The sequence below is a fragment of the Phyllobacterium sp. T2-21 genome, assembly GCF_055378485.1.
On sequence record NZ_AP027912.1, the window covers coordinates 3,155,956 to 3,182,689 of the forward strand.

Genomic DNA, 26,734 nt, shown 5'->3' on the forward strand with positions numbered 1-26,734 from the left:
GTTTGAGACGGCGTAGGCATGTGCCCGGTTCTTTGGCGCATGCCGTCTTGAAAAACCCGGTGCAAACCGCGTGCCTCCATTGCCTCCGCCGTGATCGAAAGATAGGTTCCATCACCCAACAGCAGAGGTTTGCATCACCATGTTCCAGTCGTTTGAGGTCGTCAGCAATCCGGCCACCGGCGCCCCGCGCGTTGCCAAGCTGCGCGCCGAACTCGAATCCCTCGGTCTTGACGGTTTTCTGGTTCCCCGTGCCGACGAACACCAGGGCGAATATGTACCGCCGCGCGCCCAGCGCCTGGCCTGGCTGACCGGCTTCACCGGCTCTGCCGGTGTCGTGCTTGTCCTCAGGAAACAGGCGCATCTCTTTGTCGACGGCCGCTACACCCTGCAGGCCGCCGAGCAGACCGACCCGGCTGTTTTCAGCGTGGAAAGCCTGGTGGAAACCCCGCCGCCGGTCTGGTTGCGCAACAGCGGCCGCAAACTGACCATCGGCTTCGACCCGTGGCTGCACACCATTGCCGAAACCAAGGCGCTGCGCGAAGCGCTGGAAGCCAATGGCGGCACGCTGGTGGCGGTCGGGCACAATCTGGTCGATCTGGTTTGGGAAAACCAGCCTGCCCCGCCGCTCGAAGCCGTGACCATCCAGCCGGAAAAATATGCCGGGAAACTCGCCAGCGACAAGCTGAAGGAACTGGCCGAAGCGGTGGAAAAGGCCAAGGCTGACGCAACCGTCCTGACCGATCCCTCCTCCATCGCCTGGGCCTTCAACATTCGCGGCAATGACGTCAGCAACACGCCGCTGCCCCTGTCCTTCGCCATCATCCCGGTGTCCGGCGAACCGCTGCTCTTCATCGACAAGCGCAAGCTGCCCATCGAGACGGAGGCCTATCTGACCCAGCTCTCAACGCTGCGCCCGCCATCGGCCCTTGAAGCGGATGTCGCCAGCCTCGGCGCACAGGGCAAGGCCGTGATGCTCGACCCGGCGCTCGCGGCGGAAAAACTGCGGCTCGTGGTCGACCATGCCGGCGGCAGGATTGTCGAAGGTACGGATCCCGCCCGCCTGCCCCGCGCCCTGAAAAACGCCGCTGAACTGGCTGGCGCGCGCAAAGCGCATGAGCGCGACGGCATTGCCATGGTGTCGTTCCTGGCCTGGGTCGACGCGCAGGCACCCGGCACCATCGACGAGATCGATGCGGCGAAGAAGCTGGAGGAAACCCGCCGCAGCGTGGCCGAGGGGTTCCAGATGCCGCTGGAAAACCTTTCGTTCGACAGCATTTCTGGTGCGGGGCCGAATGGCGCCTTTGCCCATTACCGCGTCAACACCCAGTCAAACCGCAAGTTGCAGGAGGGCGAGCTCTATCTGATCGACAGCGGCGGCCAGTACCGCGACGGCACGACCGACATCACCCGCACCCTGCCGGTCGGCAAACCGACGGATGACATGAAGCGCAAGTTCACGCTGGTGCTCAAGGGCGTCATCGCCATCACCACCGCGCGCTTCCCCAAGGGCACGCGCGGCATGGACATCGACGTGCTCGCCCGTATCGCCCTGTGGAAGCAGGGCTATGATTACGGCCACGGCACCGGCCATGGGGTCGGCTCGTTCCTGTCGGTGCATGAGGGTCCGCAGAGCATTTCCAAGCGCGGCACGCACGAACTGCTGCCCGGCATGATCCTGTCCAACGAACCCGGCTACTACAAGCCCGGCGGCTACGGCATCCGCACGGAAAACCTGCTCATTGTCACGGAACCTGTCGTACCCGAGGGCGGCGATATCCCGATGATGGGTTTCGAAACGATCACGTTCTGCCCGATCGACAAGCGCCTGATCGATACCAGCCTGCTGATCCGGGAAGAACTGGTATGGCTCGATTCCTATCACGCACAGGTGCGCGAGGCTCTGCTGCCGCACACCGTTGCTGCTGACCGCGACTGGCTGATCAAGGCAACCGAACCGCTCGGGTAACTTATACGTGAAGCTGGCGCAGCAGGATGATCATGGCTGCGCCGGCGAGAAACATCGTCAGCGCGTTGAACCGCAGGGAAACCAGCCCGGCGAACACCAGCGCGACGACGCCGCGCCAGTCCGCCGTGGCGATGGCGGGCGCGACCAGCGTCGTCAGAACCGCGGCGGGCACGGCATTGAGCGCCACTTCGACGCGCGGATGCACGCGGTCGAAGCGCGACAGGACGAGATGACCGCCAATGCGGGTCAGGAACGTCAGCACGGCACCGGCGAGAATAATCCAGAAGATCGTCGACATCTCAGTTCTCTCCCGCAGTTTTATCCGGCTTTGCCACGATCACGGCGGTCAGGATACCGGCGAGCGCGCCGATGCTGACATGCCAGGGCGAGCCGATGGTCTTGGCCGCGACAATCGATGCGATGCCGCTGGCAATGACGATGGGCGCCCAGTTGGAGCGTTTGCGGAAACCCATGACCAGGCCGAGGAAATAGATCGGCAGCAGCATGTCGATCCCCAGCGCATGCGGATCCTTGATCAGATTGCCGAAGAGCCCGCCGATCCACGCTTCCACCACCCACATCACATAGATCGGCGTCGCCACGCCGAGATACCAGGCAAAGGTGACGCGTACGCCTGATTCCGCCCGCTTTTCGGTCTCGGCATATTGCGGATCGGTCAGCAGGAAATAGCTCAACAGGCTTTCGGGAATGGTGAAATGGCCGATGCGGCGGCCGACGGCAGCCGAATACAGCACGTGGCGGAAGTTGACCGCGAAGATGGAAAAGACGATCAGCCAGGCCGGAATATTGTGGCCGAACAGCTCGATGCCGACCATCTGGCTCGCACCGCCAAAAATCGCCGCGCTCATCAGCACCGCTTCAAATACGGTAAAGCCGTTGTCGATGGCAAGCGCGCCGAACAGCAGGCCGAAAGGCGCCGAGGCAATCATCACGGGAAGCCCGCGACGGAACCCCTGCCAGAATTCCACGCCAAAGCCTGCCCGCCGCGCAACGGTGGTTTCATCTTGATATGTTTGTTCGCTCATGATGAGCGTGGTCTAAGGCAGGTTGGCCAGCCTGTCACGTGAGAATTGTTGATCGCTATCATCAATGTTGCTGCAGCGTCGAACAGCCTGGCCAACTGCGTCGATAGTGTGCGTGGTTCGACACGCACACCAGACCCGGCAATCGGCTGAACTCAGAACTTCTGGGTCAGCGAAATGCGGAAGCTGCGGCCCACTTCGGCGTAGCGGTCGGCCACCGCGAGATTGATATCGTTCGGGACATCCGTGGCATTCCAGTATTTCTTGTCGAAGACGTTGAAGACACCGGCCTGGAGCTTCATGCCCTTGGCAAACTTCGGCTCCCAATAGGCTGTCGTATCGACGATGCCATAGCCTGGAGCAACGAAACCGCCGCCACTGACCTTGTCGCGCGCTGCGGCCATCGTCAGCGACACGTCGGCACCCCAGCTATCGGCGTTATAGCCGAGGCCGACAATCGCGCGGATCGGCGGGATGGAGTTCAGATATTCCTGGGTTTCGGTGTTCTTGCCCTGCGAGACGGCAACCGATGCCCATGTCACCCAGTTCTCGGCGAAATTGACGCGGCCATTGAGTTCGGCACCGTAGATCTGCACGCGATTGAGATTGGCATAACCGGTGATGCCGCCAACCGGATACTCGCCGCCGGGCGGAGCAATGGTCACGTTGTCGATGAAGTTGCGGTAGTAATTGTTGAAGACGCTGGCCGACAGCGCATATCTGTCGCTCTCATACTTGGCGCCAACCTCGAAACCATTGCTGGTCTCAGCCTTCAGGCCGGGATTGCCGACACGGGCATAGGAACCGGGCGCGCCGTAGTTCTGGAACAGTTCCTGCGCGGACGGCGCGCGGAAGCCCTGGGCCCACTGCACATAGAAATCCAGCTCGCTGGTGGCGTGATAGGTCGCCCGCAGCTTCGGCGTAAAGCGCGAGTCGCTGTTGGATGCAGGCAATGTCCCGTTGAAGTTGGGGCCATGCTCATAGGCTGCGGTCGACTGCGGATTGTGCTCGTACCAGTCGAAACGTCCGCCCGGCGTCAGGGTCAGACGGCCGTTCAGAAGCTCGATATCATCCTCGGCATAGATGCCGAATCCGGTCGACTGCACGTCGGGCATGTCGGAACTGTTGGCGTGCAGCATGCGGCAGGTCTGCGGGCCGAAAGGCTGGGGCAGCTTGCTCCAGTCGACACTCGGGCAATTGTCGACGCCCGCCGCGTACTGATGCATGTTCTGCCGGTAGATTTCCGTACCGATGCGGAACTTGTGCCGGATGTCGCCGATCTCGGCTTCCTTGACCACGTAGCCGGTAAAGCCATAGGCATCGAGGTTCAGCTCGTTGTCGCGCTTGTACACGCCCGAGGGGAAGCCATAGCGGAACGGGTCGCCGCGAATGATCCGCGCCCTGGCATCCGGCAAGCGGATGGCATCGGTCGTATTCGTCAGGGTCTGCTGCGTCCAGTAGGCAACGGCGTGCGCCTCATCCACCCAGCCGCCCTTGTCCGGGGCTATGTAGTCGTAGCTGCCGGAAATGCGCTTGCGTTCATAGTTCTCGCCGGACTTGAAGCTGCCGGGCACATAGGCGGATGTCGTGCCGATGAAATTGTCCGAATCGGAATCCTTCTTGAAGATTTCGCCAGTCAGGCCGAAACGATGGCCGCCCTCGACATTCTGGTAGAGTTTTACCAGCACATTGCCCTGATCGTAATCGAGCGGATTGGCCTCGGTCCGTCCGGTGCCATAACCGCCGATATCACCGGGGGTATCCTTCTCGTGGCCCTGGCGATACCCGCCCTGCACGAGGAATTCCGTGTTGCCCGCACGGGCTGCCACCGCCGCATTGGTGCGCCAGCTGCGATCGCCGCTGTCATAGGTGCCTTTGGTCAGAACGCCCCAGTTGCGCCCATCGCTGATGACATCGGACGGGTCGAGCGTGCGCATCTGGACAACCCCGCCCAGCGCGCCCGAACCGTAACGGCTTGAGTCGGCGCCCTTGGTGATGTCAATCTTGGAGAGCCCGTCGAAATCAAAGCCGTCGAGACCGCCCTGCGTTCCGCGCGGATCGGAAATCCACGGCACGCGGATGCCATCGATCGTGGTCAGCACCCGGTCCTGGTCGAGACCGCGCAGATTGATGCTCTTCGAGGTGGAGTTGAAATTGACGCCCGCATCGACCCGGCGCCCCAGATCCTGGAAATTATCGACCATCCGTTGCTGGATGGTTTCCCGCTCGGTCGTCGCCGTCAGCGGCGTCGCCTCCGTACCGCTCTGATTGCGCTTGAGCACAATCGGCGCCAGCTCGATTGTTTCGCCCGTTGCCGGTGCGCTTTGGGCAAATGCTGCGCCCGTGCCCAACCCCACAACCAGCAGGGTACCCGCGCTACCGCACATCAGGCGCGCAAGCATGTTCCGTGTCAAAACCATATCCAAACCCCCGAGAGAATGCTTGGCTGGCTTAACGTTGAGCGCGAAGACCGCGCCGTGTTCATGGCTTGCTGAGCGGAAATTATCTGCGTGTATTCACGCTGTACATTTGTTCAGTACAAAAACATGACTATAAAAGTCAATATTAAATACACCGATTATTTCAGGCCGATTTATTGGCCGGAACGGTGTTGCCGCGGCACCACATTTGTCCCGTCGGCACATCAGGAAACCAGCGTTCCCTCGATCTTTTTTCCCCAGTCGATGAGCGGCTTGGCCTTCAATGCAAAGGCGAAGAGTTCATCGGCAAGTGCCGGCGAGGTAATGCCATCCGGATCAATGGGATGGCGCACGACGAAATGCCGGTTGCGCAGGGCTTCGACGAGGTCGGGATCGGTCACCGTTTCGAAGCCGCGCGGCGTGCGCTTCAGGCGGTCATAATCGCTTAAGGTCAGTCCGCCCTTTTTCAATGCGGCCACCATGGCGCGGTAGTTCTCCGGCTTGTCGACGATGGCCTTGCGCATCGCTGCGAGAAGCTCCGGCTTCTGCTGCCACCACGCGACGGCGGCGTAGCAGCCCTTGTAGTCCTCCAGACCGACGCAGACGTAGAAACAGCCCGATTCGGCCCATTTGCTGCCATCGGGCGAAAGCAGTGCGGAGAGATGCCGGTTGTAGGGGCTCTTGTCCTTGGCAAAGCGCGTATCCCGCTTGATGCGGAACTGCGATTTCTTGCGGTCACCCTTGAACGGCAATCCGGCCTTTTCAAACCGGGCGACCAGATCATCGATAAGGTCGCCCAGCGGCTCGTGCAGATGGGCTTCGAACAGATCCTTGTTCTCAACGAACCACTCCCGGTTCTGGTGAAAATCCAGCGCCTTGAGGAAGGGCAGCGCCTTGTCGCCAAACCCCTTGAAAACCGTCTCGCTCATGCGCCCACCAGGGTAAACCAGGCATCTTCATCGATGACTTCGATGCCAAGGGACTGTGCCTGCGTCAGCTTGGAACCGGCCCCCGGCCCGGCCACCACCAGATCGGTCTTTTTCGAGACGGACCCGGCTGTCTTGGCGCCATAGCGTTCGGCCATGGCTTTCGCCTCGTCGCGCGACATGCGCTCCAGCGAACCGGTAAAGACGATGGTCTTGCCGACAACCGGCGAATTGCTGACGGTGCGCACCTCTTCATCCAGCGGCGTAACTTCATCAAGCAGGGCAGCCAGCGCCGTCCGGTTGTGCTCTTCCGCGTAGAAATCGACGAGTGCCTCGGCCACGATGCTGCCGATCCCATCCACCTCATTGAGCTCGCGCCAGGCGTCGTTGCCCTTGTCGGACTTGTCCGCCGGCAGGGCCGCCGCCTGCGCAACGGCTACCAGCGCCGCGTAGGAGCGATAGGCCTTGGCCAGCCGCTTGGCATTGACCTCGCCGACATGGCGAATGCCCAGACCATAGATGAAGCGGCTCAGCGCCACCTGCCGCCGGTCATCGATCGCATCGTAGAGTTTCTTGACGGAGACAGCGCCGAAACCGTCGATGTTTTCCAGCTTGGCCAGCGATGCCGCCTGTCTTTTCTTCAGGGTGAAAATATCCGCAGGCGTGCCGATATGCAGGGCCGGATCGTCGGATTTGAAAAAGAACTCGACCTGCTTTTCGCCAAGCCCCTCAATGTCGAAGGCATTGCGCGAGACGAAGTGCCGGATGCGCTCCACCGCCTGCGCCGGGCAGATCAGCCCGCCGGTGCAGCGCCGGACCACTTCCCCCTCTTCGCGCACCGCATGCGAGCCGCAGGCCGGGCAGGTATCCGGGAAGACATAGGCGGACGGGCCGCGCGGCTTGTCCGCGACGATATCGACGATCTGCGGGATGACGTCGCCCGCCCGCTGCACCACGACGGTATCGCCGACGCGCAGGTCCCGCCCCTCACGGACCGGCTGGCCGTTCTGGCCGATGCCTTTGATGTAGTCCTCGTTGTGCAGGGTCACATTGGTGACGACGACACCGCCGACCGTCACCGGTTCAAGCCGGGCGACAGGGGTCAGCGCGCCGGTCCGCCCGACCTGAATGTCGATGCCCCGCAGGATGGTGATCGCCTGTTCCGCCGGGAATTTGTGGGCAATGGCCCAGCGCGGGCTGCGGGAGACAAATCCCAGCCGCTGCTGCAGAGCGAGATCGTCAACCTTGTAGACAACGCCATCGATATCATAGCCCAGCGTCGCGCGCTGTTCCTCGATCTGGTGATAATGCCTGACCAGGCCATCCACCGTCTCGAACTTCTGCATCAGCGGATTGACGCGAAAACCGTAGGACTTGAAGGCCTCCACCATGCCCATCTGCGTTGCCGCAGGCATGGCGCTGACCTCGCCCCAGGCATAGGCGAAAAACTGCAGCGGCCGCGATGCGGTGATCGTGGCATCGAGCTGGCGCAGCGACCCGGCTGCAGCATTGCGCGGATTGGCGAAGACCGGCTTGCCATCCTGCGTCTGGCGCTCGTTCAGCGCGGCAAAATCCGCATGGCTCATATAGACCTCGCCGCGCACCTCAAGCACTTCAGGCGGATTGCCTGCCAGCACATTCGGAATGCTCGCGACAGTACGCGCGTTGAGCGTGACGTTTTCACCCGTCGTGCCGTCGCCGCGGGTGGCGGCGGTGACCAGACGGCCCATCTCGTAGCGCAGCGACAGGGACAGCCCGTCGATCTTCGGTTCGGCGGTGATTTCAACCGGCGCGCTGGCGCCCAGCTTGAGGAAGCGGCGGATGCGGTCGACAAAATCCTGCACGTCCTGATCGGAAAAGGCATTGTCCAGCGACAGCATCGGGATGGAGTGCGTGACCTTGCCGAATTTTTCCGAGACCGTCGCGCCTACCTTGTTCGAGGGTGAATCCTCGCGCTTCAGGTGCGGGAAACGCTGCTCGATGGCAAGGTTGCGCCGTCGCAGGGCGTCATATTCGCCATCGGATATCGTCGGCGCATCTTCCGTGTTGTAGCGGTAGTCGTGCTGGGCAATCTCCGCCGCCAGACGGCCGAGTTCCTCTGCCGCTTCTGCTTCGCTCAATTCTTCTACGGGAATGTCTGCCATGGGCCTGTCCGACGCTGAAAATACGGATTCGGCGGGAGATTAACTGAAGCGGCGCGCAAATGCACCGTTCAAAATCGGCGGGATCCGCAGGTTGCAGTCAGCTCCTGCCACAACCCGCTCTGCATGAAGATGGTGCGTGGTTCGACAAGCTCACCATGAGGGAGGTTTGTATTCTGCAGGACGCCAAGTTCCCTCATGGTGAGCTTGTCGAACCACACAGCGCAGGCGTGCAACCCGCTCAGGAGGCAGCGGCGCTGTTCTCACGCAGAAGCCGCACCGCGGCGGCACGTGCTTCATCCGTGACGCTGGCACCGGCCAGCATCCGGGCAATTTCTTCCTGGCGGTCGCCCGTTTCCATCGCATGGATGGACGTGGCAACACGGTCATCGCCCCTGGCGGATTTGGCGATGAGAAAATGCGTCTGCGCCCGTGCCGCCACCTGCGGCGCATGGGTGACCGACAGCACCTGCACCCGGTCCGACAGGCGGCGCAGCCGCTGGCCGATGGCATCGGCCACGGCACCGCCAACCCCCGTGTCGATTTCGTCAAACACCAGTGTCGGCGCCGAACCGCGGTCCGCCAGCGCCACCTTCAACGCCAGCAGGAAACGCGACAGCTCGCCGCCCGACGCCACTTTCATCATGGGCCCCGCCCGGGTGCCGGGATTGGTCCGCACCCAGTATTCGACCGTATCGATGCCCTCGGGCAGGCGGTTTTCCGGGTCCGCCGCCATCTCGACGATGAATTCGGCCCGCTCCAGCTTCAAAGCGGGAAGCTCGGCCATGACGGCTGCCTTGAGGTGACCGGCGGTTTCGTGCCGCTCCCGTGACAGGATCGCCGCCGCTTCGTCATAGGCGGCCCGCGCCGCGACAGCTTCCTTTTCCAGCGCGCCAAGCCGCTCGGCGCCCGCATCGATATCCGCGAGATCCGCGTCCATCCTGTCGCGCAGGCCGGCGAGATCATCCACCGGTACGGAATATTTGCGCGCCGCACCGCGCAGGGCGAAAAGCCGCTCTTCCGTCTGTTCGAGAACACGCGGATCGAAATCAATGGCACGGATGGCCTGTTCAATGCCGTTCTGCGCTTCCGTCAGGGCGTTGAGCGCCTCATCGATGGCCTTGACCACCGGTTCCAAGAGCTGCGGCGCTTCCGGCACCTTGCGCTCCAGCCGCCGCACGAGGCTCGCCAGCGACGGCACCGGCGAACCGGAGCCCGACAGCACCTCGCTGGCATCGTTGACATCGCCCGCGATCTTTTCCGAGCGCATCATTTCGGTGCGCCTGGTGGCCAGCGCCTCTTCTTCCAGCGGTTCCGGGTCGAGCTTTGTCAGCTCGTCGACGGAGGCGCGCAGATAATCCGCCTCGCGCGTCGCCGCCTCGACCTTGGCGCGATGCCGCACCAGCGTGTTTTCCGCATCCCGCCAGGTCTTGTGCAATGAGCGGACCGTTGCCGCCTTGGTTTCCAGCGAACCGAAAGCGTCGAGCAGTGTACGGTGAATATCGATATCGATCAGTGCGCGGTCATCGTGCTGGCCGTGGATTTCGACCAGTCTCCGGCCGAGCTCCTTCAACAGCGTAACGCTTGCCGCCTGATCGTTGATGAAGACGCGGCTGCGGCCATCCGATGTCTGCACGCGGCGCAGGATGATGTCGCCGTCATCGCTGATGTCGTTGTCGCGCAGGAGTTCGCGGGCAGGATGGGCACCCGCCACGTCGAACACGGCCGTTACCTGCCCCTGCTCCGCGCCGTGGCGCACCAGCGAGGCATCGCCGCGCGCGCCGAGGGCGAGCGACAAGGCATCGAGAAGGATGGATTTTCCGGCGCCGGTCTCGCCGGTGAGTACCGACAAGCCATCGCGAAACTCAATGTCGAGCCGTTCAATCAGAACAATATCGCGGATCGACAGGTGCGAAAGCATGAATCGCTCAGGTTAATAGTGGATCAGGCGCCATTTTTCTTGCTGCCCACGATCGTCTGGGCAGCCTGTGACAGCCAGGAACCGGCATTCTGGCGCGGCTCCAGACCACCGCTCTGCAGCAGCTTGTAGCTGTCCTTGTACCACTGGCTGTCCGGGTAGTTCTGTCCGAGCACCGCTGCGGCCGACTGCGCCTCGCTGGTCAGACCCAGCGCATAATAGGCTTCGGTCAGGCGTGCCAGTGCTTCTTCGACATGGCGGGTATTGGAATACTGTTCGACAACGCCGCGGAAGCGCTTGATCGACGCCAGATATTCCTTGCGTTCCAGATAATAGCGGCCGACCTGCATTTCCTTGCCGGCGAGCTGGTCGCGGCCGAAACGGATCTTTTCCTTGGAATCGTCGACATATTCCGACTGCGGGAAACGCTCGACGACTTCATTGAACGCCGTGATGGAGCGGCGTGTCATGGTCTGTTCGCGCGTCACGTCCGGGATCTGGCGGTAATAGCACAGGCCGGTGATGTAATAGGCGTAGGCGGCTTCCGGCTGCGTCGGATACAGCGCGATGTAGCGCTTGGTCATGGCGAGCGAGTCGTCATACTTGCCGGCACGGTAATTGGCAAAAGCCCCCATCACCAGCGCCTTGCGGGCGAATTCGGAATAGGGATGCTGGCGGTCGACGGCATCGAACTTCTTGGCGGCCTCGTCGAGGCGCCCGGCATTCAGATTGGCGAGGGCCTGGTTGTAGAGCACATCGGCGGGCTCGATTGTGTCGACATAGGCCGACAGGTCGAGATCCTTGTCATTCGAAGCACAACCGGAAATGGCTGTTGCACCGGCAACGGACGCCATAAGAAGGGCCAACCGGGCCTTGCTGCCAAACCCTGCACTCATCGACATTCTGCAACTCGCCATTCTGTCTTAGGCCCCATTCAAGAAATTAGAGCATTCTGCGCAAATCCGATATCACGTTTGCGCATCATGCTCTAGATACTGTCAAACTCACTGTCAGTTGCGCGTTCTTAAACCACAAGCCAACAGAATCAGCAATCTTATTGCCATCTATTCGTCCAAATTTGTGGCGGAGGCAGAAATGAGTTGAGAAAAGAACATATTCCCTTATTTCGGCAGCGACATATGCCCTACCCGGTAAATCCGGGTCGCCTCATCGGCCTGTTCCGGCTGCTCGACAGCCCACAGCCGGAAACGCACCACCGTCCATGTGGTCGGCTCGAAACCCGTCACGGATGCAAGAATAGCGTTGTCTTCGCCATCCCGTAACACCCGCCCGCTTTCCTGTTTGCGTCTTTCGCCCAGGGGCACGGAGGCGTCGACCGGCACAATCTCCCGCGTCGCAAACGCCGCCTGCGACACGTCGGGCGACACGAAGGCCTGCCAGACAAACCAGGACTTTACCTGCGGCCGGCCGAATGCGCCCGACACGCCGGCAAACCCGTCCCCGCCGAGAAAATTGTTCAAACCCTCCACATCGTCCCACAGATAAAACGGCGCATAGAGGTTGTCACGGCTACGGGTTGCATCCGTGCGGCGGGCCGACAGATAGGCCTTGAAGCGCAGATGCGGATAGTTGTCGAGCAGATGCCCCTTCTCGGCGATCCGCCGGTCGATGATCCCCATGTCATAATCGGCAGGCAGGGTGAAACTGTATTGCATCGCAATCATGATCATTCTCCTTGTCGTATGACGGGTTCAAGCCAATGCACCGACTTGCCGTCTTGCACGGCCTGAATACTGACATAGGAGAACGCGCTGTCAGCGCTGGCGCCGTGCCAATGGCGTTCATCCGGAGCGAACCAGACGCAATCCCCGGCCCGCAGTTCTTCAACCGGTCCGCCGTCCCTCTGGGCAAGGCCGACGCCGGACAGGACATAGAGAAACTGTCCGCGCGGATGGGTGTGCCAATGGGTGATGACCGAAGGGTCGACGGTGGCACGCATCACGGTGTTCTCACCTTCGCTTTCGCTTTCCAAAAGCATTTCCGCCCAGAACGGCGCGGAGGATATGCCCTCCGGCGCGCGTCCGATTGCCGTCCCTGCCCGCCGTATCGTCATTTCCGCCGGACAGGCCTTTGGTTTCGTGGTTATGTCGTTCATGGACTGATTTCCTGTACTGAGAGAAAGCCGGGTCAGGCGACGTCGAGCATCTGCATGCCGCCATTGCTGAAGGACCATTCATCGCGCGAGGACGTGCTGATGATAATCATGACATCCTCGGGGCGCACGCCAGGAGAGACCGCGAGCTTCTCGACAAGCCGCTCGTAGAACGCCTTCTTCGTCGCCGTATCGCGCGGTTTGCCGATGGTAATGGCAAAGATGATGAAGTCGTTAGAGCGCGGGCCGCCGAGATAATGGCGGTCGAAAATGAACTCATTCGGGCGGTGCTGGTGGATGACCTGGAAAAGATCGTTCTGCGGAACATTGAACGTCTCGATCATCGCCTGATACAGGCTGTCCGACACGGCTTTCAGATAATCATCAGACTTGCCCTGCATGAGGGAAATACGGGCGAACGGCATGGAACGATCCTCTTTGTCTGGCGCCCCGGCACATGGTGTGAAGCGCAATTGAACTTGACGGAACGGTTCTAGCACCGCACAATCATCCTGATAATCAGAAATATATGGATCAATGATCCTGAAAAATTGGACGATAAATATGCGCCGGACCATATTCGACATGGATGTTCTGCGAACCTTCACGACGGGCGTCGACCTTGGCAGTTTTGCCAAGGCAGCCGACAGGCTCGGCCGGTCGACCTCTGCGGTTAGCGCCCAGCTGAAAAAGCTGGAGCAGCAGGCGGGAACGCCGATCTTCCAGAAATCCGGGCGCGGCCTTGCCCTGACCGACGCGGGCGAGACGATGCTCGCCTATGCAAGGCGCCTGCTCGACCTCAACGACGAAGCGGCGAGCGCCATTCACGGCATCGAACTGGAAGGCTGGGTACGGCTCGGCCTGCAGGAGGATTTCGGCGAAACCCTGCTGCCCAATATTCTCGGGCAGTTTGCGCGGGCCCATCCCAAGGTGCGCATCGAAGCGCGCGTGGCCCGCAATGCGGAGCTGCTTGAGCGCGTCGCATCCGGCCGCCTCGATCTCGCGCTGGCCTGGAACAACAGCGCACCGCTGTCCAACAGCGAACGCGTGATGGAGGTTCCCATGTGCTGGGTCGGCTCCATCAATCCCGACATGGCGTGGCAGAAGTCCGGCAACGAACCCCTGCCGCTGGCCGCTCTCGAGGCGCCCTGCCTGTTGCGTACCGCCGCCATCAATGCGCTGGATCGAGCCGGCATCGCCTGGCGCCTGGCGTTCATCAGTCCAAGCCTGGGCGGCCTGTGGGCCGCAACGGCCGCGGGACTCGGCCTCACCATCCGCACGCCGATCGGCTTGCCGGGAACGGTGCAGGCGATACCGCCTGGGGAAAACGGGCTGCCCCTGCTGCCAAATCTGGGATTGGACCTTTACCGGGCCGATGCGGAACCGTCGCCGGTCACGGCCCGGCTGGCATCGATCATCCTGCAGGCATTGCACGAGTCAGTGCGTGTGGGAGCAAAGGCCGCTTAGAGGGGTTGAACGGGTGGTGCGTGGTTCGACAAGCTCACCATGAGGGAGGATGGGGATTGCAGGGAGCTATAACTCTGCAACCTCGGCGATTGGCATTGCAGCCCACCCAAATCCCTCATGGTGAGCTTGTCGAACCACGCATGATATCAATTGCAAGATTGGCTAGACGGCCCAGGGTGCAAACACCGGTGCATGGACAGCGACGAGGGACGCCCCGCGCCCGGGGATGCCCGCCGTTTCGACAATCTCGAACGCAGAGTGATCGGACAGCAGTGCCCGCAGCGCCATGGCGTTCAGGCGGTGGCCGCCGCGATAGGAGCGGAAGCAGCCGATGAACGGCGCCCCTGCCAGGGCAAGATCGCCAACGGCATCCAATGTCTTGTGGCGCACGAACTCATCGGGAAAGCGCAGGCCGCCGGGATTGATCACCGTATGGTCATCGCCGATGACAAGCGAATTATCCAATGACGAACCGAGCGCCAACCCGGCAGCCCAGAGCTTTTCCACATCGCGCATGAACCCGAAGGTGCGGGCGGATGCAATCTCGTCGCGGAACACCGCCTCGCTCATATCTGCGGCAAAGATCTGCCTGCCGATGACGGGCGTGTCGAAATCGATCTCCACCTCGTAGCGCGTGCCGTCATGGGGGACGAACTCCGCCCAGGAGGCACCGGCTTCGATGCGCGACGGCTTGAGCACGCGGATATAGCGCCGCCGGGCTGTCTGCTGGACCAGCCCCGCCTCGTCGAAGGCCACGAGGAAGGCAGCCGATGTGCCGTCGACGATCGGCACTTCCGGCGCGTCGATCTCGATGATCAGATTGTCGATCCCTGCCCCGGATATCGCGGCCATCACATGTTCAACGGTGCTGACGGTCGCGCCGCTCCGCTTGCCCAGCGTGGTGCTGAGATCCGTCGTGCCGACTTCCGAGACCAGCGCCTTGATGGCATGGCTGCGCCCTTCGCCATCCCGCCGGTGAAAGACGATGCCCGTATTGGCGGCAGACGGCACGAAGGTCATCGTGACGGGTGCGCCGCTGTGGACGCCAACGCCGGACAGCGAAACCCGCTCTGCAATGGTCGTTTGATAGTCGCGCAACTGAGACCCCATGCCCTGCTCTGCCCATATCATCGTAAAATCAATCTGTGCCGTTCTGCCAGAATCAAGGTGAACCGCAGCTATTTTGCGCGGGACGATACAATTGACGCGGCGTCAGGCAAAATCACGGTTTCGGCAGTCCCGCAAAGGTCCTGCACGGACAAGAACTAGGTCGTTTTCTAGGTTTTTCAATAGTTTGAACGAAAAAACCCGCCATTGAGACAATGGCGGGTTTCATATTTCTTAACAATACGTGATCGGATCAGTTGGCCTGGCGGCGCAGGAATGCCGGGATTTCCAGCTGATCATCTTCCGACGACTGGCGCGACTGGGGCTGAACACGGCCCTGTTCGTCCAGCTGTCCGCGGCGCGGTGCATAGATCGATGCATCCTGCGACAGCGGGCGGCGCGGCTCTGCCGGACGCATGGCCGGTTCGCGCGGCTGTGCCGGTTCAAGCCGTGCAGTGTCGTCTTCGCGGCGGGTCAGGCCGGCGGTCAGGCGCTTCAGCAGACCCATCGGGCCACGGTCTTCGTGGCTGTCATAGGATGCCTGGTCACGGCCGTGATCACGCGCATTGAGTTCCGCCTGAACAACCGGCGGGAAGTCGGACACGTTTGGCATGCGCGGTGCCGGTGCGGGCTGCGCGACGGGCGCTGCCTGCATCTGAACCTGCGGCTGCGGCGCCGGCTGATGGACAGGCTGCTGCGGTGCTGCGGCAACCGGTGCATCGAACACTTCCGGCGCAGGTGCCTGGAAAATGCGGCTCTGCGGACGGAATTCCTGTTCGGCCGGCTGCGGTGCGCGCTGCGGCATTTCCATTTCGGCGGCGCGGATGGCATCGGCGACCGGATCGGCAAGGCGGGCTGCCGGCTGCTGCACGACAGGGCGCGGCGCAACAGTCTCGACCCGTGCGGCCGGCTGCTGGACCGGCTTGGCAATCGGCTTCATCGGCTGGCGAAATTCGATCGGCGCAGGGGCCGACTCTCCCAGCTGCTTGTCGATACCCGTTGCCACGACCGAAACGCGGATGATGCCTTCGAGGCTTTCGTCGAAGGTCGCGCCGAGGATGATGTTGGCATCCTGATCGACTTCTTCGCGAATGCGCGTTGCCGCTTCGTCGACTTCGAACAGCGTCATGTCACGACCGCCGGTGATCGAGATCAGCAGGCCCTTGGCGCCGCGCATCGAGGTTTCGTCGAGCAGCGGGTTGGCAATGGCAGCTTCGGCAGCGGCCATGGCGCGGCCATCGCCGGATGCTTCGCCCGTGCCCATCATCGCCTTGCCCATCTCGCGCATCACCGAACGCACGTCGGCGAAGTCGAGGTTGATCAGGCCTTCCTTGACCATCAGGTCGGTGATGCAGGCAACACCGGAGTAGAGAACCTGGTCGGCCATGGCGAAGGCATCGGCAAAGGTCGTCTTGTCATTGGCGATGCGGAAGAGGTTCTGGTTCGGAATGACGATCAGTGTGTCGACATTCTTCTGCAGGTCCTCGATGCCCATATCGGCGGTGCGCATGCGGCGCTGGCCTTCGAAATGGAAAGGCTTGGTGACGACACCCACGGTCAGGATGCCTTTTTCACGGGCGGCGCGGGCAACAACGGGCGCAGCGCCAGTACCGGTACCGCCACCCATGCCGGCCGTCACGAAGCACATGTGCGTGCCCTGCAGGTGATCGTTGATTTCATCGATGCATTCTTCAGCGGCGGCGCGGCCGACTTCCGGCTGCGAACCGGCGCCCAGACCTTCGGTCACTGCAGCACCGAGCTGAATGAGACGTTCAGCCTTCGACTGCGACAGGGCCTGCGCATCCGTATTGGCCACAACAAACTCAACACCGCGCAAACCGGCATTGATCATGTTATTGACCGCGTTGCCACCGCCACCGCCAACACCAAATACGGTGATCCGGGGCTTAAGCTCGGTAATGTCCGGCTTTTGCAGATTGATGCTCATTTGTTTGTTCCTTTTTCCTTTACCGCTTCGCCGCCGCGGTATCTCTTTTGGGTTTCCCCGGATTGATCAAAAACTCTCTTTCAGCCACTGGCCGATACGCTGAAAACGCCCACCCGTACCCGTCATCAGCGATGATGAACCGGCCTTTACAGAACGCTCCTCAATTCCTGCCACCTGCGGATAGATCAACAGACCCACCGCTGCGGAGAAAGCTGGCCCCTTGGCTGCTTCGGGAAGCCCCGTCACACCCAGAGGACGGCCAATACGTACGTTGCGGGCCAGAATACGGCGCGCCACTTCAGGCAAACCCGCCAACTGGCTGGCCCCGCCTGTCAGGACAACACGCTTGCCGACAATCTGGCCGTAGCCGGACTGGTTGAGGCGGTCGCGTGCCAATTCCAGTGTTTCTTCAACGCGCGCCCGGATGATGCGTGTCAGCACCGCGCGCGGATATTGGTTGGGAACGTCGCGGCCGTCATTGCCGAGCGGCGAGACACTGATGAGATCGCGGTCATCGGCAGCACTCGGCAGGGCCGATCCGTGCATGACCTTCAGCCGTTCCGCATCGTCCATATGGGCGGAAAGACCGCGTGCCACATCCATCGTCACGTGATTGCCGCCGATGGCGATGGCATCCGCATGGATGAACTTGCCTTCGGAGAACACGGAAATGGTGGTGGTGCCGCCGCCCATGTCGATGCAGGCCGCGCCCATTTCCGCTTCGTCGTCGACGAGCGCCGAAAGGCCGCTGGCGTAAGGGGTTGCAATCATCGCCTCGACCGAGAGGTGGCAGCGGTTGACGCAGAGTTCGAGGTTGCGCAGCGGCGCCGCATCGGCGGTCAGCACATGCATCTCGACCCCAAGCGTATCGCCGATCATCCCAAGCGGGTCGCGGATACCCTTCTCGCCATCAAGCGCATAACCGATGGGCAGCGAATGCACGAGGTGACGCTCCGTTGCCAGTGCCTGCTTGGCGCCGGCGGCCAGCACGCGGCGGATATCGGACTGGTCGACTTCATGGCCGCCCAGATTGATGCTGGCGGAAAAGCTTTCGCTCTTCAGGCGTCCGGCGGAAATGTTGACGATCATCGAATCGACGGTCAGGCCAGCCATGCGTTCGGCCGCATCGACCGCCAGGCGGATGGCCTGCTCGGCCGCGTCGAGATTGACGATGACGCCTGATTTGATGCCGCGCGATTTCTGGTGACCGATGCCGAGCACCTCGATGCGATGGGTGCGGCCGGGCAGATGCGCGCTTTCCTCGCGCGGACGCAGCCGGGCGATGATGCAGCACACCTTGCTTGAACCGATATCAAGAACCGTCAAAGACCGCGTCCGTTTTGCGGAAGCAGCTCCAGTCGACGTGCTCTTTCCGTTCAGAATACTCATATACGCTTCTCCGAACGCTTAGGCGCCTTGTCTCGCGCCTTCAAAAACTCTACGCGCTGCACCATCGCATCTGGCGTCAGCTTCAAAACAACCCGGTCGGCAAGCCGCATGTCGACCGACGCGATCGCCCGGGACAACAGCCCGTCCTTCCGGTCCATCTTCACGATATCGGCCAGTGCCTGATCGATACGGAATTCCGGCAGCATCACCGTCACGCCGTTCTTCAGGATCAGATCCCAGCGCCGGTCGCCGATGCGGGCATAGGCCCGGACCTGCGATACGACATCCGGAAACGCTGCAATCTGCGCGAACAGCATTTTCGCCTGCTTGTCGGCGCCTACGCCCATGATCAGCGGCAGCGCCGAATGGCGGCCGGACGAATAGGGAACGATCACGCGGCCATCCTCGTCGATGATCGAGAGATCATCGCCGTTCTGCCAGACAGCCAGGGCGGAGCGCTCGTGAATCGAAATCTGGATCGTGTTCGGATAGACCTTGAACACATCGACGGATTCAACCCACGGCAGCGTTGCCACGGCCTTCTGCGCATCGGCGGCACTCAGGCCGACCAGCGAGGTTTCGCCATCGAGGCCCAGCGCGCCGAGCACGTCGATCTCGGAGGTTTCCTTGTTGCCGACCACCTTCACGTCTTCGATGGCAAAACCGAAGGTCGACGTCGTTACCTTGACCACCTCGGGAGCATGGCCGCCAAGAATGGCACCGTAAGCGCCGGTCAGCGCAAGAAAGACGACAGCGCCGAGGGTTCCCGTATGGTTGGGGATATGAACCTCCCCTTCGACCATGCGGGTGAAGACGCGCACAGGCTTGCGCAGGAATTTCGGCAGGACGAAGCGGAAACGGCCAAAAGCCGCCATCCTGTCCGAAGACACTGGCGCCACACCCCGCGGGTGAACCTTTTTGCCCTTCAACGCAAACACGATGCGTCCTCCACCATCCAACTCAACAATTCACCGAAGGTATGCCCCGCGGCTTTGGCGATATCAGGTACAAGAGATGTTGGAGTCATGCCCGGCTGGGTGTTTATCTCCAGCCAAATCAGTTCGCCATCTTCGGAAAAACGGTCGTCGTAACGGAAGTCCGACCGGCTAATCCCTTTACATCCAATTGCCTGATGCGCCTTGAGTGCTAGTGTTTGTATTTTTTGGTAAATTTTTAGTGAAATTTTAGCCGGACACACATGATTTGATCCGCCTGCAACATATTTTGAATCATAATCGTAGAACTGATGACCCACGGGAATGATTTCACACACCCCGATGGCCACATCGCCCATCACGGCGCATGTCAGTTCGCGCCCATGGATGTAGCGCTCGACCATGACGGTGTTGCCATATTTCCATTCCGCCGAGGTGATCACCTGCGGCGGATGCGACTGTTCCTCCTTGACGATGACGACACCGAAGCTCGACCCCTCATTGACGGGCTTGACCACATAGGGCGGCTTCATCGGATGTTTCGCGGTGAAATCGAAACGGTTCATCACCTTGGCTTCGGCCACGGGAACACCGGCAGCCCTGGCGATGGTCTTCGCCTGCTCCTTGTCCATGGCCAGCGCCGACGCAAGCACGCCGGAATGGGTATAGGGAATTTCCAGATATTCGAGGATGCCCTGGATCGTACCGTCCTCGCCGAAAGGACCATGCAGCGCATTGAACACCACGTCGGGGCGCAGCTCAGCCAGCACGCTGGCGATGTCCCGGGTCACATCGACGCGAGTGACCGGATAGCCCTCGGCCTCCAAAGCATCGGCGCAGGCATTGCCCGAGGAGAGACTCACCGGACGCTCCGATGAAAATCCGCCCATCAGCACCGCAACATGCTTTTTCGCCATGAAGGCAACCCCTTGTACACATCCCCATCAAAGCCGAAAAACGACATGAGTCTCCGCACGCCCGGCGATCGAGACCGCAGGCACCCGAGGCTGACCAAATCAGCCGACTCAAATCAGTTAACGCTTGCCCCTAAAGAATCAGAGAGTTGATTCCGTGACAAGTCCCCTTTGATTCAACAATGAAATTTGGCGTAAAAAAAAGTGTTTGCGATTCGATTTCGGAAACAAAATCAGAGGCAAACGCGCCTCTGATTCAACGTAAAAAAATTTCGGTTTTTGCTACAAAAGCTGCCCCATATACTCCTGCACTTCCTGGCCGGGACGGAAAAGCCCCAGACGCTTGATTTCCCAGTGCAGATGGATGCCGGAGTTTTGCAGCACGAGTGAGCGGATTGTCTCGCCGAGCGTTTCAAGGTCATGACCGCTGGCCGTGCCGGTATTGATCATGAAATTGCAGTGCATCGGCGACATCTGTGCACCGCCGATCATCAGGCCGCGACCGCCCGCTGCGTCGATTTCCTTCCAGGCGGATGTGCCTTCCGGGTTCTTGAAGGTCGAGCCGCCGGTCTTCTCGCGGATCGGCTGCACGGTTTCGCGATGCTGCTGCACCGCATGCATCGCCGCCTGAATGGCATGGGTTTCGCCGGGTGTTCCTTCCAGCAATGCGGAGGTGAAGATCAGGTCGCCGGCCGCGCTGCAATGGCGATAGGCATAGCCCATGTCGGCATTGGACAGGATATGCACATTGCCCCTGCGGTCGAGTGCCCGCACCTCGACCACCCGCTCGCGCGTCTCGACTCCGTTGGCACCGGCGTTCATGCGCAGCGCGCCGCCCAGCCCGCCGGGAATGCCGTGGTAGAAATGGAAACCGGCGATCTTCGCCTCAAGCGCCGCTGCGGCAAGCCGCTTGTCCGGGGTCGCGGCACCCGCCCGCAACTGCGTATCGCCGACGCGCTCGACCTCGCCGAAGCCCTTGGCGGAGAGGCGCACGACAAAACCGGGGACGCCGCCGTCGCGCACCAGAAGGTTGGAACCGATGCCGACGACAAGGATGGGATATTCTTCAGGAACGGCCTGCAGGAAGGCTGCGAGGTCTTCCTCGTCGGCAGGCTGGAACATGACTTCCGCCGGGCCGCCGGCGCGGAACCATGTCACCTTTTCCATGCCCATATTGGGCGTCAGCCGCCCGCGCAGCCCCGAGAAACGATCCCCCAGCTTGCCAAGCAGGGCCTCGCCGTCAATCCTTGAAGACATGATATCCTTCCAGCAGTTCGATCGTGACGCGCCACGGCCTCACGCAACCGCAAAATCTAAAGCGCAGCCAGCTCCTTTGGCAAGGCATAGGCCCATTGGGTGATGTTGCCCGCACCCAGGAAAACCACGAAATCGTCGGGCTTGGCGATGGTGGCGATCAAGGGCGCGATGTCCTGCGGACCCTGGATATAGCGCGCGTCGCGGTGCGCCGCCGTCCTGATGCGGGACACCAGCGCTTCCGATGTGACGCCCTCGATCGGGTCTTCGCCAGCGGTATAGACCGGCGCGACGATCACGGTATCGGCATCGTTGAAGCACGCCGCAAACTCGTCAAAGAGGCTCGCCAGACGGGTAAAGCGATGCGGCTGGACGATGGCGATCACCCGGCCCTTGGCGGAATCGCGCGCCGCCTTCAGCACGGCCTTGATCTCGACCGGATGATGGCCGTAATCGTCGAATACGTCGACGCCCTTCCACGAACCGGTATGGGTAAAGCGCCGCTTCACGCCGCCGAAAGATGACAGGCCCTTCTTGATATCCTCGGCGGAAATGCCGAGTTCATGCGCCACGGCAATCGCCGCTGTCGCGTTCGACACGTTGTGCCTGCCGGGCATCGGCAGCCGCAGGCCCTTGATCTCGGTGGTCTCGCCGGTCTTGCGCTTGGCAATCTGCACGTCGAACTGCGAGGTCGGACCATCGACCACGAGATTGACGAAACGCACATCCGCCTGCGGGTTTTCACCATAGGTGATGACGCGGCGGTCCTCGATACGCGACACCAGCGACTGCACTTCCGGATGGTCGAGGCACATGACGCCGAAGCCGTAGAACGGCACGTTCTCGACGAACTGCCGGAAGGCTTCGCGCACCCGGTCGAACGTGCCGTAGTGATCGAGATGCTCCGGATCGATATTGGTCACTACGGCGATATCGGCAGGCAGCTTCAGGAAGGTTCCGTCGCTCTCGTCGGCTTCCACCACCATCCATTCGCCCGCGCCCATGCGGGCATTGGTGCCATAGGCATTGATGATGCCGCCATTGATGACGGTCGGATCGAGATTGCCCGCATCGAGCAGCGTTGCCACCATCGAGGTGGTCGTGGTCTTGCCGTGCGTGCCGCCAATGGCGACCGCCTGGCGAAAGCGCATGAGTTCCGCCAGCATTTCCGCCCGGCGCACGATGGGCAAAAGTTTTTCGCGCGCGGCAACGAGTTCCGGATTGCTCTTCTTGATCGCTGTCGACACCACGATAACCTCGGCATCGCCGAGATTGTCCGCATCGTGTCCGACAAAGACCTCGATCCCCTTGTCACGCAAACGCTGCACATTGGCGCTGTCCGCCTGATCGGAACCCTGGACCTTGTAGCCGAGATTGTGCAGGACTTCGGCAATGCCGCTCATGCCGATACCGCCGATACCGATGAAATGAACAAGGCCGATGTTGAGCGGCATCTTCATGGACGCACTCCTTTTTTGAAAACTTCAGAAGGAGACGAGGTCATAGCGAACTCATCTCACCGTAAGGGATTGGCCGGATGCAATAGCCTCTGTGAGGTCGGCAAGCAACCTTGCAGCGTCCGGCTTGCCCGTCGAGCGGGCTTTTTCCGCAATAAACGCCAGCCGCGTCGGTTCGTGCATGGCGCTGGTCAGGATATGGGCGATCCGCTCCGGCGACAGTTCCGACTGCTTGATGACATCGGCTCCGCCCGCGGCCTGCAAGGCAGCGGCATTGGCGGCCTGATCATGGTCAAGCGCATGCGGGAAGGGAACCAGAATGGCCGGGCGGCCGATGGCCGCAATTTCCGACACGGTCGAGGCGCCGGAACGCGACATGACGAAATGCGCATCGGAAATGCGCCGCGGCATATCCTTGAAGAACGGCGCGACCTCGGCCTTCACACCCATGGCCTGATAGGCGGCGCGCACCTGCGCCTCGTCCTCGGCGCGGGCCTGCTGCGTCAGCACCAGACGGGCCCGGTCCTCCGGCGACAGAAGCTGGATGGCAGCGGGGATGGCAGTTGAAAAGTAAGAGGCGCCCTGACTGCCGCCGAACACCAGAAAATAAAAGGGCTGGTGCGCCTGCGACGCCTTGTAGGCCTTGCCGACTTCCGCCAGCACGGCCGGGCGGACCGGATTGCCCGTCACCACGATCTTGCCGGCATAGGGACCCTCGCCCTGCGGCAGGAACCCGCCGGCAATGGCATTGACGCGGGCAGCAAGCGCCTTGTTGGCACGTCCCATCACGGCATTCTGTTCGTGGATGAGCGTCGGGATTTTCAGCGCCGTCGCCGCATAAAGCGGCGGCAGGGTCGGATAGCCGCCGAAGCCCGCCACCAGCTTCGGCTTCAGGCGCCGGAACAGTTTGCGGGAATCGAGATTGCCCTGCCAGAGCGTCCAGAAGGTGCGGACGAGAGAAATCGGGTTGCGCCCGCCGATGGTGGCCGAGCGCACCACGTGGATTTCCTTGGCCGGAAAGCTCCCGGCGAACCGTTCGGCGCGGTCATCGGTCGCCAGATGGATATCCCAGCCGCGTTCGATCAGCGCATGCGCCAGCGCTTCCGCCGGAAACAGGTGCCCGCCCGTGCCCCCGGCACAAAGAACAATAATCCCCTTCGACATCAGTCCCTCAGATAGCGTTGGCCAGTGACGGCGTTTTCGTGTTTGCCAGCGTCGCCGACCGCCTGCCCTCGGGTCTGCGCCTTGTCAGCGCCAGCAGCAGTCCCGTCGAAATTGCCACCGAGATGAGCGACGAGCCGCCATAGGAGATGAACGGCAGCGTCATGCCCTTTGCGGGCATCAGGTGCAGGTTCACCGAAATGTTGATGATCGACTGGAAGCCGAACAGGATGACGAGGCCGGAGACGGCAAGGCGGGTGAAATCGTCCCGCTCCTTCAGCGCGATCGACAGGCCGCGAATGACGATGAAGGCGAAGATCAGCACGATCAGCAGGCAGAGCGCGATGCCATACTCCTCGGCTGTCACCGAGAAGATGAAGTCCGTGTGGCTGTCAGGGATGATGCGCTTGATGGTGCCTTCGCCCGGACCCTGCCCGAGCCAGCCGCCGCGGATGATCGCCTCGCGCCCGGCATCCACCTGGAACGTATCGCCTTCGCCGGTCATGAAACGGTCGATACGGCCCGCCACGTGCGGAAAAATCGTGTAAGCGCCGAAGAAACCGGCAACGCCGAGAACGCCAAGACTGATGATCCACAGCCACGGCACACCGGCCATGAAGAACATTGCGCCCCAGGTGATGGCGGTCAGAATGGTCTGGCCAAGGTCGGGCTGTGCCACCAGCAGTGCCGCGACAACGCCGAACAGCACCATGGAGAAGAAGTTGCCGGGAATATCCTTGCGCCGCTCATTCTCGGAAAACAGCCAGGCGCAGACTATGACGAAAGCCGGTTTCATGAATTCGGATGGCTGGATGGAGATGCCCGCCAGCGACACCCAGCGGCGTGCGCCCTTGACTTCGATGCCGAAGAACAGGGCGCCAACCATCGCCAGCATGGAAAGACCGAGCAGGATGATGGCAAAGCGCCGGATGGTGCGCGGTGCCATGAACGACACGGCGAACATGACGAACACCGCAGGCACCATGAACATCGACTGGTGCTTGACGAAGTAAAAACTCTCAAGACCGATGCGCTCGGCGACGGCGGGGCTCGCGGCGAAGGAAAGCAGGATGCCGAGGCCCATCAGGCTGAGGCAGGCGGCCAAAAGGAAACGGTCAATTGTCCACCACCAGTCGGCGACGGGTCCACGGTCAATGCGGCTTACCATCAATTCGCTCCCTGGATAGGTGATGCGCCCGCAAGCGCCAAGACGGCGGAGCGGAAGGCCTCGCCGCGTTTTTCAAAATTCTGAAACTGGTCGAAACTGGCACAGGCAGGCGACAGCAGGACCACAGCCTCCTGCGATCCGTCGCCGGCCGCATCGCGCGCGGCGTGTTCCACCGCGGCGGCGATCGTGCCTGAAATTTCATACGGCGCCGCCTCGCCCAGCGTTGCCGCAAACTGCGGCGCCGCCTCGCCGATCAGATAGGCCTTGGCGATACGCGGGAAAAAGCCGGATAGCGAGGCAATGCCGCCTTCCTTGGGCAGGCCGCCGGCAATCCAGTAGATGCGCGGGAAGGACGACAGCGCGGGCGCGGCCGCATCCGCATTGGTCGCCTTGGAATCGTTGACGAACAGCGTCCTGCCCTGCCGCGCCACCTGCTCCATGCGGTGCGCAAGGCCGGGAAAGGTTTTGAGGCCCGCATTGATCTCATCCGCCGAGAGGCCGACGGAGCGGCAGGCGGCAAAGGCTGCCAACGCGTTCTGCGCATTGTGTTCGCCGCGCAGCGACCCGATGCCCTGCAACGAGGCGACGGCAGTTTTCGCGCCGTTTTCGGCGAGATACAGCGTCGCCCCGTCGGCGAAATAGCCGTTCGGGATAGGCAGGCGCTTGGAGATGCGGATCACCGGTTTGCCCGCACGCTCCAGCCGGTCGGCAATCGCCGCGCAGAAACTGTCGTCGACACCGACAATCGCCGTCTCGCTGCCCGCCACCAGCCGTTCCTTGATCTCGGCATAGTGCTGCATGGTGCCATGCCGGTCGAGATGATCCGGCGTCAGGTTCAGAAGGATACCGGCGGTCGGATTGATCGACGGTGCCAGATCGATCTGGTAGGACGAGCATTCCACGACATAGTGGCGGCCATCCGCCGGTGGCTCCAGCGTCATGACGGCGGTGCCGATATTGCCGCCCAGCTGCATGTCACGGCCCGACGCCCTGATGATATGGGCGATCAGCGCCGTCGTCGTCGACTTGCCGTTGGTGCCGGTGATGGCGATGAACGGGCTGTTCTTTCCCGCCAGATTGCGCTCGCGCACGAAGAGTTCGACATCGCCGATGATTTCAACGCCTGCGGCGCGGGCCAGATCCACCGTCCAGTGCGGACGCGGATGGGTCAGCGGCACGCCGGGCGACAGGACGAAGGAGGAAAACTGCTTCCAGTCGACGAGACGCAGGTCACTGGTGTCGATGCCGGCACCCTGCGCGCGTGCAACGCTCTCGGGATTGTCGTCCCAGGCAATGACCCGCGCCGCGCCAGCGGCAATCGCCTTTGCCGTCGCAATACCCGAACCGCCGAGCCCGAAGAGCGCGACGGTCTTGTCCAGCATGGAGTGGGCAGCGATCATGCAACTG

22 protein-coding genes are annotated in these 26,734 nt (G+C 61.7%); 2 read left to right on the top strand and 20 right to left on the bottom strand.

Annotated elements, in window-relative coordinates; all coding sequences use genetic code 11:
* Nucleotides 1-139 precede the first annotated feature (139 nt).
* Nucleotides 140-1,966, top strand: coding sequence for an aminopeptidase P family protein (locus tag ACZ5FP_RS15805; RefSeq protein WP_464661222.1), 1,827 nt, complete (start codon nt 140-142; stop codon nt 1,964-1,966).
* 1 nt (nt 1,967) lies between these two features.
* On the opposite strand, the gene ACZ5FP_RS15810 is transcribed toward ACZ5FP_RS15805, so the two are convergent.
* The 10 genes from ACZ5FP_RS15810 to ACZ5FP_RS15855 all read right to left on the bottom strand — a co-directional run bounded on the left by ACZ5FP_RS15810 (nt 1,968) and on the right by ACZ5FP_RS15855 (nt 12,952).
* On the bottom strand, nt 1,968-2,264 hold the full coding sequence (locus ACZ5FP_RS15810; protein WP_464661223.1) for an AzlD family protein: 297 nt from the start codon (nt 2,262-2,264) through the stop codon (nt 1,968-1,970).
* A 1-nt stretch (nt 2,265) separates the two neighbouring features.
* On the bottom strand, nt 2,266-3,012 hold the full coding sequence (locus tag ACZ5FP_RS15815; protein WP_403176869.1) for an AzlC family ABC transporter permease: 747 nt from the start codon (nt 3,010-3,012) through the stop codon (nt 2,266-2,268).
* A gap of 152 nt (nt 3,013-3,164) precedes the next feature.
* A complete protein-coding gene (locus tag ACZ5FP_RS15820; protein WP_464661224.1) occupies nt 3,165-5,429 on the bottom strand; it encodes a TonB-dependent hemoglobin/transferrin/lactoferrin family receptor in 2,265 nt (754 codons plus the stop codon).
* 224 nt (nt 5,430-5,653) lie between these two features.
* On the bottom strand, nt 5,654-6,358 hold the full coding sequence (locus tag ACZ5FP_RS15825; RefSeq protein WP_464661225.1) for a DUF2461 domain-containing protein: 705 nt from the start codon (nt 6,356-6,358) through the stop codon (nt 5,654-5,656).
* Nucleotides 6,355-8,499, bottom strand: coding sequence for an NAD-dependent DNA ligase LigA (ligA, locus tag ACZ5FP_RS15830; protein ID WP_464661226.1), 2,145 nt, complete (start codon nt 8,497-8,499; stop codon nt 6,355-6,357). Before ligA ends, ACZ5FP_RS15825 begins: the two co-directional genes overlap by 4 nt.
* A gap of 238 nt (nt 8,500-8,737) precedes the next feature.
* Nucleotides 8,738-10,417 carry a DNA repair protein RecN gene (gene recN / locus ACZ5FP_RS15835; protein WP_464661227.1) on the bottom strand — a complete coding sequence of 560 codons (1,680 nt, stop codon included), beginning with the start codon at nt 10,415-10,417 and terminating at the stop codon, nt 8,738-8,740.
* A 23-nt stretch (nt 10,418-10,440) separates the two neighbouring features.
* Nucleotides 10,441-11,310 (bottom strand): outer membrane protein assembly factor BamD, encoded by an 870-nt coding sequence (locus tag ACZ5FP_RS15840; protein ID WP_223612741.1) that lies wholly within the window; start codon nt 11,308-11,310, stop codon nt 10,441-10,443.
* A 225-nt stretch (nt 11,311-11,535) separates the two neighbouring features.
* Nucleotides 11,536-12,099: a DUF4865 family protein gene (locus tag ACZ5FP_RS15845; protein WP_464661228.1), complete on the bottom strand. Its 564-nt coding sequence runs from the start codon at nt 12,097-12,099 to the stop codon at nt 11,536-11,538.
* Nucleotides 12,100-12,101: 2 nt separating this feature from the next.
* Nucleotides 12,102-12,530 carry a cupin domain-containing protein gene (locus tag ACZ5FP_RS15850; protein ID WP_464661229.1) on the bottom strand — a complete coding sequence of 143 codons (429 nt, stop codon included), beginning with the start codon at nt 12,528-12,530 and terminating at the stop codon, nt 12,102-12,104.
* A 32-nt stretch (nt 12,531-12,562) separates the two neighbouring features.
* The gene (locus tag ACZ5FP_RS15855; protein ID WP_464661230.1) at nt 12,563-12,952 is read right to left on the bottom strand and encodes a tautomerase family protein; all 390 of its coding nucleotides are present in this window, start codon (nt 12,950-12,952) and stop codon (nt 12,563-12,565) included.
* A gap of 139 nt (nt 12,953-13,091) precedes the next feature.
* On the opposite strand from ACZ5FP_RS15855, the gene ACZ5FP_RS15860 reads away from it, so the two are divergent.
* Nucleotides 13,092-13,994, top strand: coding sequence for a LysR substrate-binding domain-containing protein (locus tag ACZ5FP_RS15860; RefSeq protein WP_464661231.1), 903 nt, complete (start codon nt 13,092-13,094; stop codon nt 13,992-13,994).
* Between the two features lie 162 nt (nt 13,995-14,156).
* Here ACZ5FP_RS15860 and lpxC read toward each other — a convergent pair whose 3' ends face one another.
* From lpxC to murD, 10 genes are all read right to left on the bottom strand, one after another.
* Nucleotides 14,157-15,104 carry a UDP-3-O-acyl-N-acetylglucosamine deacetylase gene (gene lpxC, locus ACZ5FP_RS15865; RefSeq protein WP_464661232.1) on the bottom strand — a complete coding sequence of 316 codons (948 nt, stop codon included), beginning with the start codon at nt 15,102-15,104 and terminating at the stop codon, nt 14,157-14,159.
* Nucleotides 15,105-15,354: 250 nt separating this feature from the next.
* A complete protein-coding gene (gene ftsZ / locus ACZ5FP_RS15870) occupies nt 15,355-17,049 on the bottom strand; it encodes a cell division protein FtsZ (RefSeq protein WP_223612736.1) in 1,695 nt (564 codons plus the stop codon).
* A 66-nt stretch (nt 17,050-17,115) separates the two neighbouring features.
* Complete coding sequence (ftsA, locus tag ACZ5FP_RS15875) at nt 17,116-18,438, bottom strand: cell division protein FtsA (protein WP_182549367.1); 1,323 nt, start codon at nt 18,436-18,438, stop codon at nt 17,116-17,118.
* Complete coding sequence (locus ACZ5FP_RS15880; protein ID WP_464661233.1) at nt 18,435-19,376, bottom strand: cell division protein FtsQ/DivIB; 942 nt, start codon at nt 19,374-19,376, stop codon at nt 18,435-18,437. The genes ftsA and ACZ5FP_RS15880 overlap by 4 nt, the downstream gene beginning before the upstream one ends.
* The gene (locus tag ACZ5FP_RS15885) at nt 19,364-20,290 is read right to left on the bottom strand and encodes a D-alanine--D-alanine ligase (RefSeq protein WP_464661234.1); all 927 of its coding nucleotides are present in this window, start codon (nt 20,288-20,290) and stop codon (nt 19,364-19,366) included. The genes ACZ5FP_RS15880 and ACZ5FP_RS15885 overlap by 13 nt, the downstream gene beginning before the upstream one ends.
* Nucleotides 20,291-20,569: 279 nt before the next feature.
* On the bottom strand, nt 20,570-21,544 hold the full coding sequence (murB, locus tag ACZ5FP_RS15890) for a UDP-N-acetylmuramate dehydrogenase (protein ID WP_464661235.1): 975 nt from the start codon (nt 21,542-21,544) through the stop codon (nt 20,570-20,572).
* Nucleotides 21,545-21,600: 56 nt separating this feature from the next.
* Entirely contained in the window at nt 21,601-23,001 is a 1,401-nt protein-coding gene (gene murC / locus ACZ5FP_RS15895) for a UDP-N-acetylmuramate--L-alanine ligase (protein WP_464661236.1), read from the bottom strand.
* Between the two features lie 51 nt (nt 23,002-23,052).
* Nucleotides 23,053-24,162, bottom strand: a complete 1,110-nt coding sequence (murG, locus tag ACZ5FP_RS15900; RefSeq protein ID WP_464661237.1) for an undecaprenyldiphospho-muramoylpentapeptide beta-N-acetylglucosaminyltransferase — start codon at nt 24,160-24,162, stop codon at nt 23,053-23,055.
* 7 nt (nt 24,163-24,169) lie between these two features.
* The gene (gene ftsW / locus ACZ5FP_RS15905) at nt 24,170-25,327 is read right to left on the bottom strand and encodes a putative lipid II flippase FtsW (protein ID WP_105732195.1); all 1,158 of its coding nucleotides are present in this window, start codon (nt 25,325-25,327) and stop codon (nt 24,170-24,172) included.
* Entirely contained in the window at nt 25,327-26,727 is a 1,401-nt protein-coding gene (gene murD / locus ACZ5FP_RS15910; RefSeq protein WP_464661238.1) for a UDP-N-acetylmuramoyl-L-alanine--D-glutamate ligase, read from the bottom strand. The genes ftsW and murD overlap by 1 nt, the downstream gene beginning before the upstream one ends.
* Between the last annotated feature and the right edge of the window lie 7 nt (nt 26,728-26,734).

Bases quoted from the DNA above. Each gene is read 5' to 3' on its own strand.
- ACZ5FP_RS15815 (WP_403176869.1), bottom strand. From the start codon at position 3,012: ATGAGCGAACAAACATATCAAGATGAAACCACCGTTGCGCGGCGGGCA.
- ACZ5FP_RS15810 (WP_464661223.1), bottom strand. From the start codon at position 2,264: ATGTCGACGATCTTCTGGATTATTCTCGCCGGTGCCGTGCTGACGTTC.
- ACZ5FP_RS15845 (WP_464661228.1), bottom strand. From the start codon at position 12,099: ATGATTGCGATGCAATACAGTTTCACCCTGCCTGCCGATTATGACATG.
- ACZ5FP_RS15825 (WP_464661225.1), bottom strand. From the start codon at position 6,358: ATGAGCGAGACGGTTTTCAAGGGGTTTGGCGACAAGGCGCTGCCCTTC.
- ftsZ (WP_223612736.1), bottom strand. From the start codon at position 17,049: ATGAGCATCAATCTGCAAAAGCCGGACATTACCGAGCTTAAGCCCCGG.
- lpxC (WP_464661232.1), bottom strand. From the start codon at position 15,104: ATGGGGTCTCAGTTGCGCGACTATCAAACGACCATTGCAGAGCGGGTT.
- ftsA (WP_182549367.1), bottom strand. From the start codon at position 18,438: ATGAGTATTCTGAACGGAAAGAGCACGTCGACTGGAGCTGCTTCCGCA.
- ligA (WP_464661226.1), bottom strand. From the start codon at position 8,499: ATGGCAGACATTCCCGTAGAAGAATTGAGCGAAGCAGAAGCGGCAGAG.
- recN (WP_464661227.1), bottom strand. From the start codon at position 10,417: ATGCTTTCGCACCTGTCGATCCGCGATATTGTTCTGATTGAACGGCTC.
- murC (WP_464661236.1), bottom strand. From the start codon at position 23,001: ATGAAGATGCCGCTCAACATCGGCCTTGTTCATTTCATCGGTATCGGC.
- murD (WP_464661238.1), bottom strand. From the start codon at position 26,727: ATGATCGCTGCCCACTCCATGCTGGACAAGACCGTCGCGCTCTTCGGG.
- ACZ5FP_RS15840 (WP_223612741.1), bottom strand. From the start codon at position 11,310: ATGAGTGCAGGGTTTGGCAGCAAGGCCCGGTTGGCCCTTCTTATGGCG.
- ACZ5FP_RS15850 (WP_464661229.1), bottom strand. From the start codon at position 12,530: ATGAACGACATAACCACGAAACCAAAGGCCTGTCCGGCGGAAATGACG.
- murB (WP_464661235.1), bottom strand. From the start codon at position 21,544: ATGTCTTCAAGGATTGACGGCGAGGCCCTGCTTGGCAAGCTGGGGGAT.
- ACZ5FP_RS15820 (WP_464661224.1), bottom strand. From the start codon at position 5,429: ATGGTTTTGACACGGAACATGCTTGCGCGCCTGATGTGCGGTAGCGCG.
- ACZ5FP_RS15805 (WP_464661222.1), top strand. From the start codon at position 140: ATGTTCCAGTCGTTTGAGGTCGTCAGCAATCCGGCCACCGGCGCCCCG.
- ACZ5FP_RS15855 (WP_464661230.1), bottom strand. From the start codon at position 12,952: ATGCCGTTCGCCCGTATTTCCCTCATGCAGGGCAAGTCTGATGATTAT.
- ACZ5FP_RS15885 (WP_464661234.1), bottom strand. From the start codon at position 20,290: ATGGCGAAAAAGCATGTTGCGGTGCTGATGGGCGGATTTTCATCGGAG.
- ftsW (WP_105732195.1), bottom strand. From the start codon at position 25,327: ATGGTAAGCCGCATTGACCGTGGACCCGTCGCCGACTGGTGGTGGACA.
- ACZ5FP_RS15860 (WP_464661231.1), top strand. From the start codon at position 13,092: ATGCGCCGGACCATATTCGACATGGATGTTCTGCGAACCTTCACGACG.
- murG (WP_464661237.1), bottom strand. From the start codon at position 24,162: ATGTCGAAGGGGATTATTGTTCTTTGTGCCGGGGGCACGGGCGGGCAC.